Annotated in this window: 16 protein-coding genes; 6 read left to right on the top strand and 10 right to left on the bottom strand. The window is 67.9% G+C overall.

The window, feature by feature from the left end; translation table 11 throughout:
- Positions 1-47 precede the first annotated feature (47 nt).
- A complete protein-coding gene (locus tag NL126_RS08480; RefSeq protein ID WP_255198493.1) occupies positions 48-1,145 on the bottom strand; it encodes an AI-2E family transporter in 1,098 nt (365 codons plus the stop codon).
- A 146-nt stretch (positions 1,146-1,291) separates the two neighbouring features.
- Between NL126_RS08480 and NL126_RS08475 the strand changes: the two genes are divergently transcribed.
- Complete coding sequence (locus NL126_RS08475) at positions 1,292-1,567, top strand: hypothetical protein (RefSeq protein WP_255198492.1); 276 nt, start codon at positions 1,292-1,294, stop codon at positions 1,565-1,567.
- Between the two features lie 277 nt (positions 1,568-1,844).
- Here the strand turns inward: NL126_RS08475 and NL126_RS08470 are convergent, their stop codons facing one another.
- A complete protein-coding gene (locus tag NL126_RS08470; protein ID WP_350355496.1) occupies positions 1,845-3,287 on the bottom strand; it encodes an MATE family efflux transporter in 1,443 nt (480 codons plus the stop codon).
- Between the two features lie 104 nt (positions 3,288-3,391).
- On the bottom strand, positions 3,392-3,772 hold the full coding sequence (locus NL126_RS08465; RefSeq protein ID WP_255198491.1) for an ester cyclase: 381 nt from the start codon (positions 3,770-3,772) through the stop codon (positions 3,392-3,394).
- Positions 3,773-4,042: 270 nt separating this feature from the next.
- Here NL126_RS08465 and NL126_RS08460 point away from each other — a divergent pair, with 270 nt between their 5' ends.
- Positions 4,043-4,819: an SDR family oxidoreductase gene (locus NL126_RS08460; protein WP_255198490.1), complete on the top strand. Its 777-nt coding sequence runs from the start codon at positions 4,043-4,045 to the stop codon at positions 4,817-4,819.
- 148 nt (positions 4,820-4,967) lie between these two features.
- On the top strand, positions 4,968-5,648 hold the full coding sequence (locus tag NL126_RS08455) for a TIGR00266 family protein (protein WP_255198489.1): 681 nt from the start codon (positions 4,968-4,970) through the stop codon (positions 5,646-5,648).
- Positions 5,649-5,750: 102 nt separating this feature from the next.
- Here NL126_RS08455 and NL126_RS08450 read toward each other — a convergent pair whose 3' ends face one another.
- Complete coding sequence (locus NL126_RS08450) at positions 5,751-6,401, bottom strand: TMEM175 family protein (protein ID WP_255198488.1); 651 nt, start codon at positions 6,399-6,401, stop codon at positions 5,751-5,753.
- 116 nt (positions 6,402-6,517) lie between these two features.
- On the opposite strand from NL126_RS08450, the gene NL126_RS08445 reads away from it, so the two are divergent.
- The 3 genes from NL126_RS08445 to NL126_RS08435 all read left to right on the top strand — a co-directional run bounded on the left by NL126_RS08445 (position 6,518) and on the right by NL126_RS08435 (position 9,247).
- The gene (locus NL126_RS08445) at positions 6,518-6,898 is read left to right on the top strand and encodes a CBS domain-containing protein (protein ID WP_255198487.1); all 381 of its coding nucleotides are present in this window, start codon (positions 6,518-6,520) and stop codon (positions 6,896-6,898) included.
- Positions 6,899-7,101: 203 nt separating this feature from the next.
- Positions 7,102-7,590, top strand: coding sequence for a hypothetical protein (locus NL126_RS08440; RefSeq protein WP_255198486.1), 489 nt, complete (start codon positions 7,102-7,104; stop codon positions 7,588-7,590).
- A 271-nt stretch (positions 7,591-7,861) separates the two neighbouring features.
- Positions 7,862-9,247: a TIGR00341 family protein gene (locus NL126_RS08435; RefSeq protein ID WP_255198485.1), complete on the top strand. Its 1,386-nt coding sequence runs from the start codon at positions 7,862-7,864 to the stop codon at positions 9,245-9,247.
- A gap of 61 nt (positions 9,248-9,308) precedes the next feature.
- Here NL126_RS08435 and NL126_RS08430 read toward each other — a convergent pair whose 3' ends face one another.
- From NL126_RS08430 to NL126_RS08405, 6 genes are all read right to left on the bottom strand, one after another.
- A complete protein-coding gene (locus tag NL126_RS08430) occupies positions 9,309-9,773 on the bottom strand; it encodes a DUF1269 domain-containing protein (RefSeq protein WP_350355495.1) in 465 nt (154 codons plus the stop codon).
- Between the two features lie 167 nt (positions 9,774-9,940).
- Positions 9,941-11,665 carry an MFS transporter gene (locus NL126_RS08425; protein ID WP_255198483.1) on the bottom strand — a complete coding sequence of 575 codons (1,725 nt, stop codon included), beginning with the start codon at positions 11,663-11,665 and terminating at the stop codon, positions 9,941-9,943.
- A gap of 84 nt (positions 11,666-11,749) precedes the next feature.
- Positions 11,750-12,334 carry an HdeD family acid-resistance protein gene (locus NL126_RS08420; protein WP_255198482.1) on the bottom strand — a complete coding sequence of 195 codons (585 nt, stop codon included), beginning with the start codon at positions 12,332-12,334 and terminating at the stop codon, positions 11,750-11,752.
- A 186-nt stretch (positions 12,335-12,520) separates the two neighbouring features.
- A complete protein-coding gene (locus NL126_RS08415) occupies positions 12,521-13,090 on the bottom strand; it encodes a MaoC/PaaZ C-terminal domain-containing protein (RefSeq protein WP_255198481.1) in 570 nt (189 codons plus the stop codon).
- Positions 13,044-14,513, bottom strand: a complete 1,470-nt coding sequence (locus NL126_RS08410) for a winged helix-turn-helix transcriptional regulator (protein WP_255198480.1) — start codon at positions 14,511-14,513, stop codon at positions 13,044-13,046. The genes NL126_RS08415 and NL126_RS08410 overlap by 47 nt, the downstream gene beginning before the upstream one ends.
- Positions 14,514-14,775: 262 nt before the next feature.
- On the bottom strand, positions 14,776-16,980 hold the full coding sequence (locus tag NL126_RS08405) for a S8 family serine peptidase (RefSeq protein WP_255198479.1): 2,205 nt from the start codon (positions 16,978-16,980) through the stop codon (positions 14,776-14,778).
- Positions 16,981-16,987: the final 7 nt, after the last annotated feature.

The raw sequence follows: 16,987 nt of genomic DNA, 5'->3' as shown, positions 1-16,987 counted from the left end.
CGACTGCGCGACTCTCGCCCACGCCGACCGCATTGAACCCGTCGTCGTCAGAAGTGGTCGAGCCGGAGCTGGTCGCGGTGGATACCCTCCTCGGGTTCGGCGCCGAGGAGCCGGGGGAGCGCGGTGTTGGCGAACGTCAGCGCCACGACGAGCACGATGGGCGCGAAAAAGAGGCCGTAGAACCCCAACACGACCGGCCCCAGCGTGTACGCGAGCATCAACAGCCCGACGTGGGTGGTGTCGCCGCTGAGCAGCGGCCGGAGGACGAGGTCGGGAATCGTGTCCACGACGACCACGGCGCCGACGAGGAACCCCGCGACGTACACGAGCAGAGTCTGGTTGGCACTGAGCAGTATCGGCACCGCGGCGATGACGGTGAGCGGCAGGTAGACGATCTTCATGCCGACGACCGGAATCAGGCTCGCGACGCCGGTGAGCGCGCCCGCGAGCGTCGGATACGGGACCGCGGCCTGCGCCGGGGCGACGGCGTTGTAGCCGTGGTAGACGGTGATGGCGATGAGCGCCGTCGCGATGACGTTCAGGAGGTTGCCGAACAGCACGGCCTCGAGTTCGCTGTCGACGGCTTCGAGATACTCGCGGATGATGGCGTCGTCGTCGAACCGGAGCAGCCACGACCGGAGCCGGGCGCCGTCGACGAGCAGGTAGTAGGTGACGATAACGACGATGAAGGTGTTGAGGAAGAACCCCGAGATCAGGTTCGTCAGGAAGGTAGCGTGCTCGGAGGCGAACTGGATGAACACGTCCAGTTCACCCGCCTGATACGCCTGGTACATGCCCTGGACGGTGAACTCGGGAATCGTCTCGATGCCACCGAGCCACGGCGCGCTCTCGGCGGCGACGTCGATGACGGCGGAGTCGTTGACGAACTGCCGCGCCTCGATGACGAGCAGGACGAGCGTGTAGCTGATGAGCAGGAGCAGGGGGACGACCAGTGAGGCGATGACGATTCCGGCGCGGATCCGTGCGGGAAGCCGGAACCGCTGGAGGAACTTGTAGTAGCGACGCGTCGAGTAGTAGAGGAATATCGACACCGTCAGCGCCGCGACGAACTCGACGGCGAGCAGGCCGACGACGACCGCGACAGCCAGCCCGAAGAGCGCAACGACGACCCGCTTCTCGTCCATATACCCCGCCTGTCGAAGTGTTGGATGTTAAATATCCCTCCGAGTTGGAACGTTGAGTCGGGGCGTCCCGAAGGTCGTTCCCTCGACACCGACCTGGACAGCCAGGGAATCGGAACCTACACACCCCATCCCCGACCACCACGGATGTGTCACCTACCGTCGACGAACTCCGAAACGAGATTCGCCTCGCCGTCGGGCGCTACGAACGCGTCGAGTCGACCGCATTCACGAAGGAAGCGCTCGCCGCCATCTGTGAGGCCGTCGGCGCCGAAATCGACCAGCAGCGGTTCCCCTCGAAAGCCCGGATGCGCGCCGACATCCGGCAGGCGGTCGACGAGCTTGCGGACGAGGCGGGCTCGGACAGTCCATTCCGAAAAGCCGACCTCGAAGCTATCGCGGCAACGTTGCGAAGCGACGAGTAACCAGATTCGGCGTCGGGTCGAGCAGGGGGCGTTGACAGGAGAGCAGTCGCTCGCCGTGTAGTCCCTCTGAGAACGGCCGAGCCATCGGCTCAGTATGGTTGAGTGCAGTAACAGGCCTGGAAATTGTCGAAAGAACCAGGCCCCCAGGAATTGAAACCTGAGTATTAGATTACTACGTGAAGGTCGAGTGGATGACCGCGTATGAACCCGTCGGTTGCGTGGCGCGGTCGAGACGATTCGCGTCGAGCGTCGGTCATCCCGAACCGCCAGCGCCCACTCAGTCGTCCGCCGGCTGCCCGGGGCGATACTGCCGCCCGACCGCCTTCCACGTCCCGGTACGGAACCGGTAGTAGTTGAGCGCCGCGGGAATCCCGGTCTCGGCGGCGAAGGCGAGATACAGTCCCCACAGCCCGAGTGGCGTGGTCGCGCCGAGATACGCGAGGGGAATCGAGCAGCCGAACATCCCGGCGGCCTGCGCGAGGAAGGGCCACCGCGTGTCGCCGCTGGCGTCAAGCGGGCCGGCCGCCGCCCCGGAGACGCCCTGCGCGATGACCGCGACGCAGGCCGCGTAGACGAGCGTGATCGCGACGGGAACGGCCGGGTCCGTCGCCGAGCCGATGAACGTGACGACGATTCGCTCGGCGAAGACGGCGACGAGAATCGACGAGACCACGTAGACGCCGACCGCGTGGCGAATCACGTCCTCGCCGTACGCCTCCGCCTCCTGTTCCTCCCCAGCGCCGAGCGACTGCCCGACGAGCGACGAGGACGCGAGGCCGAAGCCCCAGCCGGGCGTGTTCATGATGCCCCAGATGCGGCGGGCGACGACGTACGCCGCGACGACGTGGACGCCGAACGCGTCGACGATGGCGAGCATGGGGAACTCCGCGACGGTCCAGACCATCGAGCGGCCGACGACGGGTGTGCCGATTTCGGCGATGTCGCGCGCGACGTCGAGATCGAGATACGCCCCGGTGAAGTCGACCTGAATCGGGAGGTCGCCGATGCCGGGAAGCTGCCCACGCGAGAGCCCGACGGCGAACACCGTCGTCGCGGCCGCGTTCGAGAGCACCGTCCCGGTCGCGGCACCGACCGCACCCATGTCGAACCCGAAGATGAACACGGCGTTGAGCCCGATGTTGAGCACCGCGCCGCCGCCGCGGACGGCCATCGGCGTCCACGCGTCGTCGACGCCGATGAAGACGCGCGAGCCGACGAGGTTCAGCGCGGCGAACGGCACCCCGAACGCCACGACGCGGAGGTAGTCCGCACCCACCGTGACCGCTGCCGCGTTGCCGCTCACGAGGCCGATGAGCGGCTCGGCGAACACGGCGAGACCGGCGACGAGCGGAAGGGTGACCGCGACGACGACGAGCACGGACGAGCGGACGGCCTGTCCGGCGCCCTCCTCCTCGGCGCCGTAGTGCTGAGAGACGAGCGCGATGGTGCCGGCAGCGAGTCCCCCACCGAGCGCGAACGCGAGCCCCCAGTACGGGCCGGCGAAGCCGACGCCCGCGATGCCCGCCGAGCCGACGGCGATGCCGACCATCGCCACGTCGACGGCGTTCTTCGACATCCGGGCGATGCCGGTGACGACCCGCGGCCACGCGAGGTCGGTCGTCCGGCGAACGCGTCGCTCGTCGACGATGCCGAGTCGAGCCAGCAGCAGCCCGACGGCGAGGACGACGAGGCGAACCGGATTGGGGACGCGGGGCGCGATATCCTGACTACTCGGTCAGGCCCGAAGAGGGTTGTCGTTTCGGGTCGCTGTGGGAGTCACTCACCCCCACCGTCGGCGATTCACACAGCCGCTCGTCGACCGGGCTACGGCTCGATGATGTCGCGGATGGCCCCACCGGTTCCCGAGGCGACCCAGCGCTCGACGATCTCGCCGTCCTCGAACCGATACCACGTGAGCCCGCTGTCGAGTGACACCTCCTCACCGGTCGCCGCGTGCGTCCCCGCCCACGAGTAGCGGACGGCGACCTCGTCGCCGTCGGTGATCGCCCGTTCGATCGTCACTTCGAGGTCCGGAATCGCCTCCCAGACCGCGTGATAGAACGCCCGGAGTTCCTCGAAGCTCTCGGCGTTCGCCCCGTGGAGCGTGAGCTCCTCGCTGTAGTCGTCGAGATACTGGTCCCGGCGCTCGGGGTCGTTGTGCTTCTCGATTGACTCTCTGAGTATCGCGATGTTCTCGTCGGACACGGGAGACGAATTCGAATCGGGGTACCCTAAAGGTGCGTACCGAGCCGCACCGCGTTCGCCCCGACGATGCCCGCGGCAGCGGATCCGAGGCTGCCGTCACCGGCTGGGTGGCGCATCGTGCGAAGTCGCCGGCCGACGCCGGGCGTCACCCTCCAGCCCGCCGAGCCCATCGAGGCCACGGTTCACAAACGGTAGCGCGATGGGAGCGCGACAGCATTCGGATGCACGACCGGCACAAGGGTTTCGGCGCGCCGGAACGGAGCGAGTGACATGAGCAGCTCCGTCACGACGCTCGTCACTGGCGGGACGGGAACGCTCGGCCAGGCACTGCTCCCGCGGCTGCAGGCGCGGGGCCACGACGTGCGAGCGGCGAGTCGGTCGCCACCGACGGACGACGAGGTGACGTGGTCGCGGATGGACCTGACGACGGGCGATGGACTTCGCGCGGCCGTCGCGGACGTCGACGTCGTCGTCCACACGGCCAGTTCGCCGCTCGGTGACACCGAGGCAGTCGACGTGGACGGGACGAACCGACTGCTCGACGTGGCGGCCGACGCCGGCGTCGCGAACGTCGTCTACATCTCCATCGTCGGCATGGAGGACATCCCGTACTCCTACTACGAGCACAAGCTGGCCGCCGAGCGGGCCGTCGAAGAAAGCGAGGTGCCGTCGACGGTGCTCCGGTCGACCCAGTTCCACCAGTTCGTCCACGAGATACTGGAGACCGTCGGCCGGCTGCCGGTCTGGCCGCTCCCGACGCGGATGCAGCTCCAGCCGGTCGACGTCGACGTGGTCGCCGACCGGCTCGCCGAGCACGCGACGCCGGAGCCGAGCGGGCGGCTCGACCCCATCGGCGGGCCCGAGGTTCGGCGCCTAGGCGAGTTAGCACGGGCGTACCGCGAGGCGAGGGGTCGGTGGCGACCCATCGTCCGCCTGCCGATTCCCGGCCGGACGGTCGGGGCCTTCCGTGACGGGAAAGCGACCTGCCCCGAATACGCCACCGACTCGCCGACGTGGGAAGCGTGGCTCGACGCGACCTACGGATGAGACGGGGCGGACGAGAGCCGAAGGTGAGGCGCGTCAGACGTGGTCGCGCCGCAGTTGGTCGCGCTCGGCTCCCTCCCCGGGCGCTGCGTTGTCACCGGCCGGAGCGGCGCGCCGGTAAGGATATATGTCAACTCAATCAAGAGAGACCATGGACCACGAGATAACCCACAAGCCATCGTACGCCCAGCTCTCGCTCACACTCGCCGAGGGCGAGTCAGTTCGCGCGGAGGCGGGCTCGATGGTGAGCTACTCCGAGGGCATCGAGATCGAGACGAAGGCCGAAGGAGGCCTGCTGAAGTCGCTCTCGCGGTCCGTCCTCGGCGGCGAGTCGTTCTTCATGAACACGTTCACCGCGACGAAGCCGAGCACGCTCCAGCTCGCGCCGGCGCTGTCGGGTGACGTCCAGCACCACCACCTCCAGGACGAGACGCTGTACGTCCAGTCGACCTCCTTCATCGCCTCCGAACCCAGCATCGACGTGGACACGAAGTTCGGCGGCGGGAAGACGTTCTTCGGCGGCGAGGGGCTGTTCCTGTTGAAGCTCACCGGGAGCGGCGACGCGTTCATCTCCAGCTACGGCGCCATCGACGAGCACACCGTCTCGGCGGGCGAGACGTTCACCGTCGACACCGGCCACATCGTCGCGTTCGAGGACGGCGTCAGCTTCGACGTTCGGCGCGTGGGGGGCATGAAGTCGACGCTGTTCAGCGGTGAGGGGCTGGTCTGTGAGTTCAGCGGTGACGGGAAGGTCTGGACGCAGACGCGGAGCCCCGACGCGTTCCTCTCGTGGCTGATCCCCCAGCTCCCGTCGACCAACACCAGCAACTGAGCCGTCGTCGCGTTTTTCAGATTCCCTCTCTTCACCCAGTCGCTCAGAGAACGACCCGGACACCACCTCACCCGTGGCTCCTCCACTGGCGTCGAAACTGACCTACTCGCCCCCGACCTCGATCGGCCGGTCGCCGAGGTCGCTGGCGAGCCGTGACTCGAAGGCGGCGTTCACGGGGAGCACCAGCAGCCAGCTCAGGACCCCGAAAAGCGGGGCGACGATCGCGAGCGGGATGGAGACGAAGAAGATCACGGGCGTCGCGAGGAATCTGAGTCCCTGCACCTGTGCGATGTGGGTCGGGAGGCCGTCCCTGAACAGGCTCTTGCGCATCGAGTAGGCCCACAGCACCATGAGCGAGAGGCCGGTGACCGCCTGCACGAGGGCGTAGAAGACGACACCGAACGTGGTGAAGTAGGTAGTGAACATGGAGACGGCGTACGGGATGAACGCGACGAACAGCAGGAAGACGAGGTTCAACCAGAGCACGCCCTTGCTGTGCCGGTCGATGTAGAGGAACACCCGGCGGTGAAGCGTCCAGTACAGCCCGACGACCAGGAAGCTGAGCGTGAACCCGAAGAACTCCGGCCACTGCTCGAAGACGACGCCGGGAAGGGTAGTGACCGCCGCGCCCGGCGGGAGTTCGGGAACCGTGATTTCGAGCACGAGGAGTGTGATGACGATGGCGATCACGCCGTCGCTGAATGCCTTGAGCCGGTCCGTCTCGCGAGCCTCGAACTCCACAGCGGAAACCATGGACGCAGTGGGACGTGAACCGATAAATCGATTCTTGCGGGTGGCCGTCGCCTGCCCGGACCGCGAGAAGTGTGGCGATGGGAAGAACCAAACCCTGGAGCGTCCCGAAAGAAGGTATGAGCGACCCCACTCAGACGCGCGTCGGTGACGTGATGACGAGCCCCGTCGAGACCGTCTCGCCGTCCGCGACAGTCAGAGCCGCCGCCGCGCAGATGCGCGAGAACAACATCAACTCGCTGCTCGTCACGGGCAGCGAGACGGGCATCGTCACGAGCACGGACGTCCTCGACAGCCTCGCGGCGGGCGACGACCCGGACGACGTGACCGTCGGCGACGTGATGACCGCACCCGTCGAGTCGGTCAGCGCCGACCTCCGGCTGGGCGAGGCTGCGGCGATGATGGAGAACTTCGGCTTCAACCACCTCCCGGTCCGCGACGGCGACCGCGACATCGTCGGACTGATCTCCTCGACCGACCTCCGAGCGACGCTCGCCTGAGTCCGCGCGGGCGACGGCCGCGGTGGGCGTCGAGCGCGGTCCAGCCACACGGCGTTGCGCTCGACTAGGGCCGGATACGACGTACATCCTCACCGATTGCCGGCCGACAGGAGCGGTCTCGCCGCCGGATGCACGTCGGGTGCGAGTCACTCTGTGCTCGCGGACACGCAGGGATATACAGGCGTACGACCTCTCTGGCGAGCATGGCTACCGAGATTGGACGCCCGCGTACCCTGTCTGTCGCCAGGGCGGTGGCGTTCGGGGCCGCGGCCGTCGCCGTGCTGGTCCTGAGCGTCCTGACGCTCGTGTTCCTCGCCGTACTGGGGGTGTTCGGACTGCTTTCTCTCACGGTGTTCGGCGGCGCCAACGCACTCGTCGTCACCCTCTTCGGCCTGTACGGGCTCCTGGTCGCGGGGATCGTGCTCTATAGCATCCTCTGGGCGAGACGGCGCGTCGACCAGTGGCTCGTGGAGACCGCGAGTCGCCCGGACCCGCTCGAAGACGTGACCGCCCGCTACCTCGATGGCGAGACCGACGAGGCCGGACTCGAACGCGATATCGAACAGGTGATCGGCGACACGATGCCCGACGAGCCGGCCGCCGTCGCGGTGGGAGGGCGACCCGCTACGGACCCGCCGGTCGCGATTCACATCTCCGACACGGACGGGCCGACGCACACGGAGCGAGACTGAGAAGCCTCGGCGCCCACACCCTGCTGGGGCTGTAGGGCGCATACTGCGCTTGTAGGAAGCTTACTGCCGGTACGGTACGGCTGTCTTCCGAATGGGTTCTGAAAGTGACTGGATACTTATTCGGATGGCTAGTCATTCACACGGCATCTATGGGCCTAACTCCTGAGTCTCACGACGCCCGCGTTGCACTCGCTAGAACGCCCCAGTGTGCGACAGCGAGGCGGGAACGCCCGGCTGACTGCGTCTGGACCCGACGTCCCGGAGACATCCGATGCGCCTAGTTCAGGTGCTGATTCCGGAGGGGAATCGAGCGAGCGTCCTCGAAGCCCTCGACGACGAAGGTGTCGACTACGCCGTCTTCGACGAGGTCGGGCGCGGGGATTTCGAGGCGATGGTCCAGTTCCCGGTGCCGCCGAGCGGCGTCGAGCCCATCCTGGAAGACCTGGCCGCCGCCGGCATCCGCGAGGACGCGTACACCATCGTCGTTCCGACCGAGACGGTCGTCTCACAGCGGCTCGCCGCACTCATCGAGCGGTTCCCCGGGCTTCGAATCTCGCGTGAGGAACTGTACGCGAGAGCCCAGGACCTCGCGCCCGCGAACTCCACGTTCTTCGCGATGCTGCTTCTGAGTACCGTCATCGCGACGACGGGGCTGCTCCTCGACTCCGCGGCGACCATCATCGGCGCGATGGTCGTCGCGCCGCTGATGGGTCCGGCCGTCTCGGCGAGCGTCGGGACCATCCTCGGCGACCGGGAGATGGCTGCGAGAGGCGTCCGGCTCCAGGTCATCGGGCTCGTCGCCGCCATCGCGACCGGCGCCGTGCTGGGGTGGGTGCTCAAACAGACGGTCCTCCTCCCGCCGGGGCTCGATATCCAGTCGATCCCACAGGTCAGCGAACGGACGAGCCCGAACCTGCTGTCGCTGTTCCTCGCGCTCGGTTCGGGCATCGCCGGCGCCATCAGCATCATGCGAGGCTCGGGGTCGACGCTCGTGGGCGTGGCCATCGCGGTCGCGCTCGTCCCGCCGGCGGCTACCTCGGGGCTCGGCATCGCGTTCGGCCTCCCGCTGGTGGCCATCGCGGGAGCCGTCCTCGTCGTCGTGAACCTGCTCGCCATCAACCTCTCGGCGCTCCTCCTGTTCTACTGGGCAGGGTTCAAACCGCTCGACGCCGGGACGTTCGAGACCGTCAGGGCGTCGTTCGTCTCTCGGCTCGTCGTCATCGCCATCAGCATCGCCGTGCTCTCCATCCTGCTCGCCGGAGTCACGTGGCTAACCTTCGAGGCCCAGTCGTTCGAACAACGGACGCAGGCCGAACTCCAGCAGGTGTTCGAGGAGGCGGACATCGAAGGGGTCGAGCTCGTCTCCGTGACCGTCGACTACGAGCCGCTGGACCTGCTGGTGGGCAACCAGCCGCGGGTAGACGTGCTCGTTGGTGTCCCACGCGATCTCGAAATCCCCCCTGACATCGCCCAGCAGTTCGACGACGGGCTGACCGAAGAGCTGGGTCGTGACGTGGTCGTCCGCGTCGGCTTCATCGAAGCGCAGGTGTCCTCGGACGACGAGACGGTCTCGCGGCTGGCAGCGATGCCACCCGACGGGGTGCTGGCCTCGGGTCGCGGTGTCACCGTCAGCTCGTCGATGTCGGTCGGTGGGTAAAGAACGGGATGCCGGCCACGGTGGCCGTGGTTCAGGTTTAGGTTCAGACGGTCAGGTCCGATCACCCGGCGATCTCCTCGGCCGCGAACGTCTCGCGGAGTTTCGTCTCGTCCTCGGGCGAGAGGTTGGTCTCGATGATGGTGAACTCCATGTCCGACAGTTCCTCCTCGATGCGCTCCAGTTGGGCGTCGCGGGCGAGCAGGAACAGCGCGGAGTGGCCGGGCTCGATGGTCTCGCTCACCTCCTTGATGAACGAGTCGTCGATACCGATGTCACCGAGTTTCCCGGCGAGCACACCACCAGCAGCGCCTGCGATGAGGCCGAGCCACGGCGCGAAGAAGAGGAGGCCGATGAGCATCCCCCAGAACGCGCCGCCGAGGGCGCCGGAGCCGACGAGGCTGTGTGCCTGTTTGATCTTCGTCTTCCCGTTCTTCTTGCGGACGACGACGGCGGCGTCTTCCAGTGTAATCAACTCCCGCCGCTGGAAGTCGTACAGCTTCTCGCGCATTTCCTCCGCGTCGGTCATGTTCTTGAACGCAAGCACTACTAACGAGCTCATGCACGCGCAACTACGTCAGATTCTCCTTAGTTATGGAGCGTCACGAGCGACGTGCCGCGAGTACAGCGACGAGTAAGCCGACCGTTACACACCGTGCGTGACGGTGTCAGTCAGGAGTCACCAGAGGTCGTGGCTCAGTCGCCACCCGACGGGTCGTCGCCGCCACTGGCTGGTGCCTCAGTCGTGTCGTAGCTCGCGTCGGGCGGACTACTCGGCTGGGCGTCCGGAAGGAACACCGTGGAGAGGAGGACGACGAGCACGAGCAGCGCCAGGAGCAGGACCGACGCAGTCTGTGCCTCGACGATGGCGGCATCGAGCACGCCGCGCACCAGGTCCTGCTCGGCGGGCGAGAGCTGCGCGAGCAGCGCCTGCTGTGTCTCTCGGGTCGCCGTTTCGGCGGCGTCCTGGAGCGCGACGACGAGCGCCTCACGGCGGTCCGCCGAAACCGTCGTCCCGCTCGCGGACAGCACGCCGTCGACCACCCCACCGTAGAACCGCGAGAGGAGGAACGCCCCCACGACCGCGGTCCCGAAGGAGTAGCCGAGCATCGCCGTCGCGTTCAACACGCCCGAGGCCGCCGACGAGTCCGCCTCGTCGACCGACGAGAGCGTCAAGTCGAGGAGCTGTGCCATAATCAGTCCGAGGCCGAGTCCGAACAGCGTCATCGGGAGCACCAGTTCGACGACGGTGACGTCGAGGCTCGTCCGACTCGCCAGCGACACCGTGCCGAGACCCATCAGGACCGTCCCGACCTGGATGAGCGTCCGCGGCTGGACGCGCGCCCGCCAGCCGGTCGTGAAGATCGAGCCGACGAACGTCGCCACCGAGAAGGGGAGCAACGCCAGCCCGGTCTGGAACGCGGTGAACCCGGCACCGGACTGGAGGAACACCGGGACGATGAAGAGGAAGCCGGCGAGCACGACCGACCGGACGGCGTTGGTCACGACACCGCCCGTGAACCCGGCGTTCGCCAGCACCCCCATCGGAACGAGCGGCGACCCACCGGCGCGCTCGACCCGCCGCTCGTACTGGATGAACGCGGCGAACACGAGGAGCCCGGCGCCCACGAGCCAGACCGTCGGTGACGTGCCGAACAAATCGAGGGTGACGCCCGCGACGACGAACGGTCGGCGGGGGAGCAGCCAGCCGTATCGCCCCGCCAGCAGAATCCCGGCGACGAGGACGGTCATGGCGACGACCGAGAGCACCGTCCCGCCGAGGTCGAACCGCTCTCGCGGCCCGCTCGTGGTACCGGCCGGGAGGTACCGCACGAACAGCAGCGCGACGAGGACCACGACTGCCTCCAGGGCGAACCCCCACCGCCAGCTCGCGAACGTCGTCAGCGCCCCGCCCAGCAGTGGGCCGATAGCTGCACCGGCGGCGTTGACCCCCGCGAGGATGCCGAGCGCCTTGGCCCGGTCACGCCCCTCGTAGCCGACGATGAGGACGGTGAACGTCAGCGGGAGCAACACGGCCGCGGCGGCCCCCTCGATGACCGACCAGCCGACGTACAGAACGGTCGCGTTCCAGCTCACCGCTGCCAACAGCGTCCCGACGCCGTACACGACCAGCGTGACCGTCATCATGCGCCGGACGCCGTACAGCGAGGGGAGCCGCCCCCCGGGAAGAATCAACGCCGCCATCACCAGCGCGTAGAACGTGATCGCCCCCTGCACGACGGTGACAGTCGTGTCGAGGTCGGCAACGATGGCAGGGATGGCGACGTTCATCAGCGTCGAGTCGATGACCGCGATGAACATGGCCAGACTGACCGCGATCGCCGCACCCCAGTACTCCAGCCAGCTCGCGTCGCTCGCCGGCTGCGACGCTGACGGTGCGCTCACGTCACTCGAAGTCATAGGAACGCCGATACGGAAAGTTACGGTATTGTTTGTAGTTGCCTATCGGCAGTCAGCCGCCCCTACCGCGCCGGTGGCGGCTGGTCAGACGCCCTGCTGACCCTCGCCCGCGACGACGCGTTCGGTGGTCGACCGCCGGGCCCGCATCCCGATCATAACCAGGGTGACACCGGTCACGAGCAGGTTCACGCCGAACAGGAGACCGACCGCCCACAGCGCCGTGGACGGGAAGCCGATCAAGAGGCCGCCGGCGAGCAGCACCGACAGGACGCCGCTGGCGAGCAGCCAGATCCAGCCGTCGTTCCCGCGGCCGACGAGGGACCAGCCGACCATCACCACGCCGTTGACCAGGAGGTACGCGATGGCCAGGAGCGTCAGCGTCGTCAGCCCGATGACGGGGTTCGCCAGCAGCGAGATGCCCGCGAACCCGTAGACGATCGCCAGAACCACTTGCCACACGGCACCCCAGAAGCTCTCCGGAGAGAACGCGTGGGCGACGTGGACGAGCGCCCCGACGACGAGAACGCCACCCAGCAGAAGCGAGAGCGAGACGCCCGTGACGAACGGGAACACCATCGCCAAAAGGCCGAGGACGGCGATGATGGCCCCGCCGATGATCGGTACCCGTGAGTCGGTCTGTGACGTGTCGTAGTCGGTCGTGTAACTCATAGACTCACACCTATACGCCGAATCGAACCAAAAGACTAGACAATCGTTCACGTCACTACGTGGGATTCTACCGGCCACAAAGCTGCAGAAACGGGTACGTATCCCGAGGTACGGCGAGCTTTCACCGCACGCCCCGTCTCGTACGGGCGGGAACGACGACCCGGACGAAGCGGACGAGCAGACCCCTCACCGCTCCCAGACGGTGTGGTTGCGCAGCGAGAACACCGTCTCGTCGTCGACCGTCGCGGTGCGGTGGGTCGTGACGACACCACGCCGAGGGTTACTCGCCGACATGCGCGTGTCCACGACCTCGAGCGAGACGGCGAGCGTGTCGCCCGGCCGGACGGGGGCAGGGAGGCGCACCTCCTCTAGGTGGCCCGCGGCAATCAGCTCCGAATCCCGGTAGAAGTGTTCGACGACCGGCGGCTGGGTGAGCGCGAAGGTGTGGATGCCGCTGGCGACGAGTCCGCCGAACGGCGAGGCCGCGGCGGCATCGGGGTCGGTGTGGATGCCGAGCGGGTCGTACCGTTCGGCGAACGCGACGATCTCCTCGGCGGTGACCGTCGTCGTCCCGCAGTCGATGGTCTCGCCGACGGTGAGGTCGGCGACGTGCGATGACCCATGGCTGACCGAGAGGGACGACTCACGAATAGCGGTTGCGCTCGTGGCGGTGGGAGACGAAGTGACGAGGGAGGGAAACGAGATGGCGTCAGTCGGACGCGAGCGCCTCGCCGGCCTCCGCGGCGGGGGAGTCACGACCGGGTTCGAGCGTGGTCCGGGCCTCCGCGGAGAGCTTGTTCATGACGGCGCGACCGTCGCGCTCGCGGACGATGATGTCGTCTTCGGCCAGGCGCTTGAGGTGGTGGCTCACGGTCGAGGGGTCACGCCCGAGTTCGTCCGCGAGGTCGCTCACCGACGACGCGCCCAGTCGAGAGACGGCGTCGATGACGGCGGCCGTGGCCTCGTCGTTGAGCGCGGCGGCGAGCTCGATGCCCTGCGTGTACGCCGGGTAGAAGCGGCGCTTTCCACGGACCTTCGCCCCGGAGACGAGGTCCTCGCGTTCGAGGACGCGGATGTGGTGGCGGGCCGTCGACAGCGGGAGGCCGGCCTCGTCGGCGACCTCCGAGAGGTACGCGCCGGGCGCGTCGTTGACCACGTCGTACACGTCGGCGCGTGCCTCGTGTTCGAGTGGATCGGAGTCGTCGTACCGCGAGTAGCGGAACGGCGCGAGCATCCGGACGAGCCGGTCGAACAGCCCCGTCCGCCCGGCGACTGGCGCGAGGCCGGCGGTGAGTGCGGACCCCAGGTTCGCGAGCGACGCCGGGGCGAGCAGGCTGGACCGGCCGACCCCCGCGGCGGCGATGGCCCCGAGCCCGAGCGCGAGACCGGTCGTCGGCCCCGGTGGGAGCGGCGTCGAGCCGGTCGTGGCGCCACCGACGCCGACGCGGTTCGTGCTCGGCCCGTCGAACGACTGGGCGCTCGGTGCGCTGGCGAGCTGGGCGACCGGTGCCTCGACCCGGGCGACGTCAGTGGATGTGGTCTGTTCGTGCGTGCCGAGCAGGGTCGACGCGTCGCCGAACAGCGCGTCGGTACTCCCACCGACAGTGCTCGTGGCGGTCGAGGTGGTTCCGGAGACGGTCGTCGCCCCGAACGTCTCGGCGTCGAGCGCCGGGACCACGGCCCCCGACTGCGTGGCGTCAGCGAGGTCGGCGGCCGTGACGGCCTCGAGTCCGTCCCCGGTCTCGGTGGCCAGTTCCTCGGTCACCTCCGCCGTGAGCGACACGGACGCGGTGGCGTCGGTGCCGTTCGAGCCAACCGCCTCGATCGGCTCGGCGCGGTCGGACGACTCCTCGTCGCCCCAGGAGTCGTCGCTCTCGGCCGAGTCGTCGGACTCGTCGGTCGAACCGTCTGTCGACGTGTCGTCCTCCCCCGAGACGCCGTCCGTCGACTGCTGGTCGTCGCGCTGTTCGTCCGTCGTCTCGCCGGAGTCGTCGGTCGAATCGTCCGACTCGGCGGTCGACCCGTCCGAGCTATCCCCACTGCCGCCGAGCTGGTCACCGATGGTCGTTCCGCTCGTCGAGTCGCCGGGCGCAGCCACCGCGACCGGCGCGGCAGCGAGCGTGCAGATGGCGAGGACCACCGCCAGCACCGCGACACTCTGTGTGCGTGCGCGTGTCATTCAAAGCCCGACCATCCGTTGGTCGACTCTTCGTTTCGACTGCCCCCGCATAGCCGTTCTGACGGCCATATCTGGTGGTTTAAGTTCGCGGCGAGAACGGCCACGAGCGGGCTCATGGCAACAGTTTCTTCCCGAGGCGGAACAGTTATGTACTCGGTTCGAAACCTGTATTAAACCGTTGTGACAACTGTGTCAAACGATAACGGTTCTACATGGGCATCGGGCGTCGGTTCGAGACGAAACGGAGGTGTGTCCGGGGAGCTCAGTCCATGCGGTACGCAGCGGTCCGGCGCCCACCGTTGCCTCGCTGGTCGACGGCGACCGAGTCCGTCGCCGTGGCGGTCCGACCCGAGCCGTCGATGACGGTCAGCGTCAGTTCGTACGTCTCGCCGCCCGCACGCGTGATGCGGTCGAAGCTGACGGTGCCGCTGGCCGACTCGCCGGCGACGTCGACCGTCCGGGTCTGACTCGCACCGTCGGTGCCCTCGAGGTCGACCGTCACCGTGTCGAGGTCGGCGCCCGCGTCGCTCACGGTGTAGTCCGCCTCGATGGTCGCACTCTGGTCGTTCGGGTTGGTGTCACGCGCGGAGAACGCGTCGGCGGTCGGGGCCGACGCCGTCTGCTGGCCCCCGCCGAGTGCGGTCTCGAGCGCCGCCTCGGCGTCGACGAACCCCTTCCCGATGTTGTACGTCGTGTGGTCCTTCACCTCGATGAACGCCGCGGTCGACTCCAGTGCCTCGATGACGGTCATCGGGTCGGGCCCCTCGCCGTACTGCTTGCTGTACGCCGAGTAGATGAGCGCCGCGATGCCCGAGGTGACGGGCGTCGCCATCGACGTGCCCGAGATCGCCGCATAGTACGGCATCGCGCTGTTCTCGACGCCGGTGTCGGTCTCCTGGAGCGGGTCGTTCGGACTCATCGTCGAGAGGACGAGGTTACCCGGCGCTCCGACGCCCGGCCGGTAGATGCCGTACGGTCCCGACGGGTCTGCGGTCGAGTCGGCGGCGTCGATGGCGAACACCTCGCCCGAGACCTCCCACTGGACGGCACCGCGCCAGCCGGTGACCTGGTACTGGTAGACGGCGCCCTCGTCGACGGTCGTCGTCAGCGTCACCGCGTTCTCTTCGGGCGTCGCCGCGCCGTTGTTCCCCGTCGAGTCGACCTCGTTGCCCTGGCCGTCGAGCAGCGCGAGCTCGGCCGTGTTCGCCTGTGCGCCGGCCTCTTCCGTCGAGGGCTCCCACGTCAGCGTCGCCGTGAGCTCGTAGCGGTCCGGCGTGAAGTCGCCGGAGAACGACTCGATGGTGAACTGCGGGCCGGTCTGGTTCAGGCCGACGACGGCCGCCCCGCCCGCCGTCCCGCTGGCGGTCGGCGTCTGCCCGGTCGATGTGGTGTCCTTTGGCGTGGCGTCCTGGGCCGCCCGCAAGTCGAGGAAGTTCTGCATCGCCTGCTGGCGGTCGTAGTTCGTCTCACCGTCGTAGCTCGTCGGGCGCCCGCGCGAGGAGAAGTCGGTCACGACCTTCTCGTCGGTCGTCGCCGCGACGCCGAGGATATACGGCGCCTTCGAGTAGTTCGAGAGCGTGTTCGTTCCCGGCCCGGAGTTGCCCGCCGCGAACGCCGGGAGGATGCCGGCCTCGAACGCCTCGTACGCCGCGACGTTGATGGCGGAGTTCGGGTTGAAGTCGGCGTCGTTGCCGCTCGTCGGCCCGTAGGAGTTCGAGACGATGTGCGCGATCTCGTCCGGACTCGCCGCCGTCTCGGGCGTGTGGTTATCCAGCATGTGGTCGAACGCGCCGATGGAGTTGACCACCGCGAGCGTCACCCCTGTCGAGTAGACGGTGAGGCTGGCCTCGGGGGCCATGCCGCGCTGTGCGCCACCGCTCTGGGTGCCGTCACCCGCAATCGAGCCCGAGACGTGCGTCCCGTGGCCGTTGTCGTCGGTGTCCGCGTTGTTGCCAACGTCGACCCACATCGTCTCGCGGTCGAGCGGGTTCGTGTACTTGTAGTTGTGCTTGAGGTTCTGCTGGTGGTCGGGGTGGAGCGCGCTGATACCGGAGTCGATGACGACGACGTGCGCCGCGTCGCCCGTCTCGTCGAGGTTGGACTGGATGGCCTCCGCGCCCGTCACGGCGCGTGCGTCCTCGTTGTAGTAGTCGAGTTCCGCGTTCGCCTCGACGCGCCGGACCGACTGGAGCGCCGCGATGCGCTCGATCTGGTCGCCCGTCGCGACCGTGTAGCCCATCGGCAGCACGGCGAACTTGTGGTAGCCCTTCACCAGGTCGAACCGGTCGAGCGCGTCGACGGCGTCGTTCGACTCGAAGACGACGATGACCTCCTGTGGGCCGTCGTCGGTGTCGAGTGAACGATCCACCTTCGCGGTCGGCGGGGTCGCCGCGGCGGTGCCCGGAATCGCGGCGGCGGCCGTCGCTGCCCCCGCCCCCTGGACGAACGTTCTGCGGTCGAACTCCATACCTGGA

Origin of the sequence: Halorarius litoreus (genome assembly GCF_024362405.1) — an archaeon.
In the GTDB taxonomy this organism is placed as follows: domain Archaea; phylum Halobacteriota; class Halobacteria; order Halobacteriales; family Haloarculaceae; genus Halorarius; species Halorarius litoreus.
The sequence above is the reverse complement of the archived record's forward strand: the minus strand, read 5'-3'. Positions and strand labels throughout refer to the sequence as shown.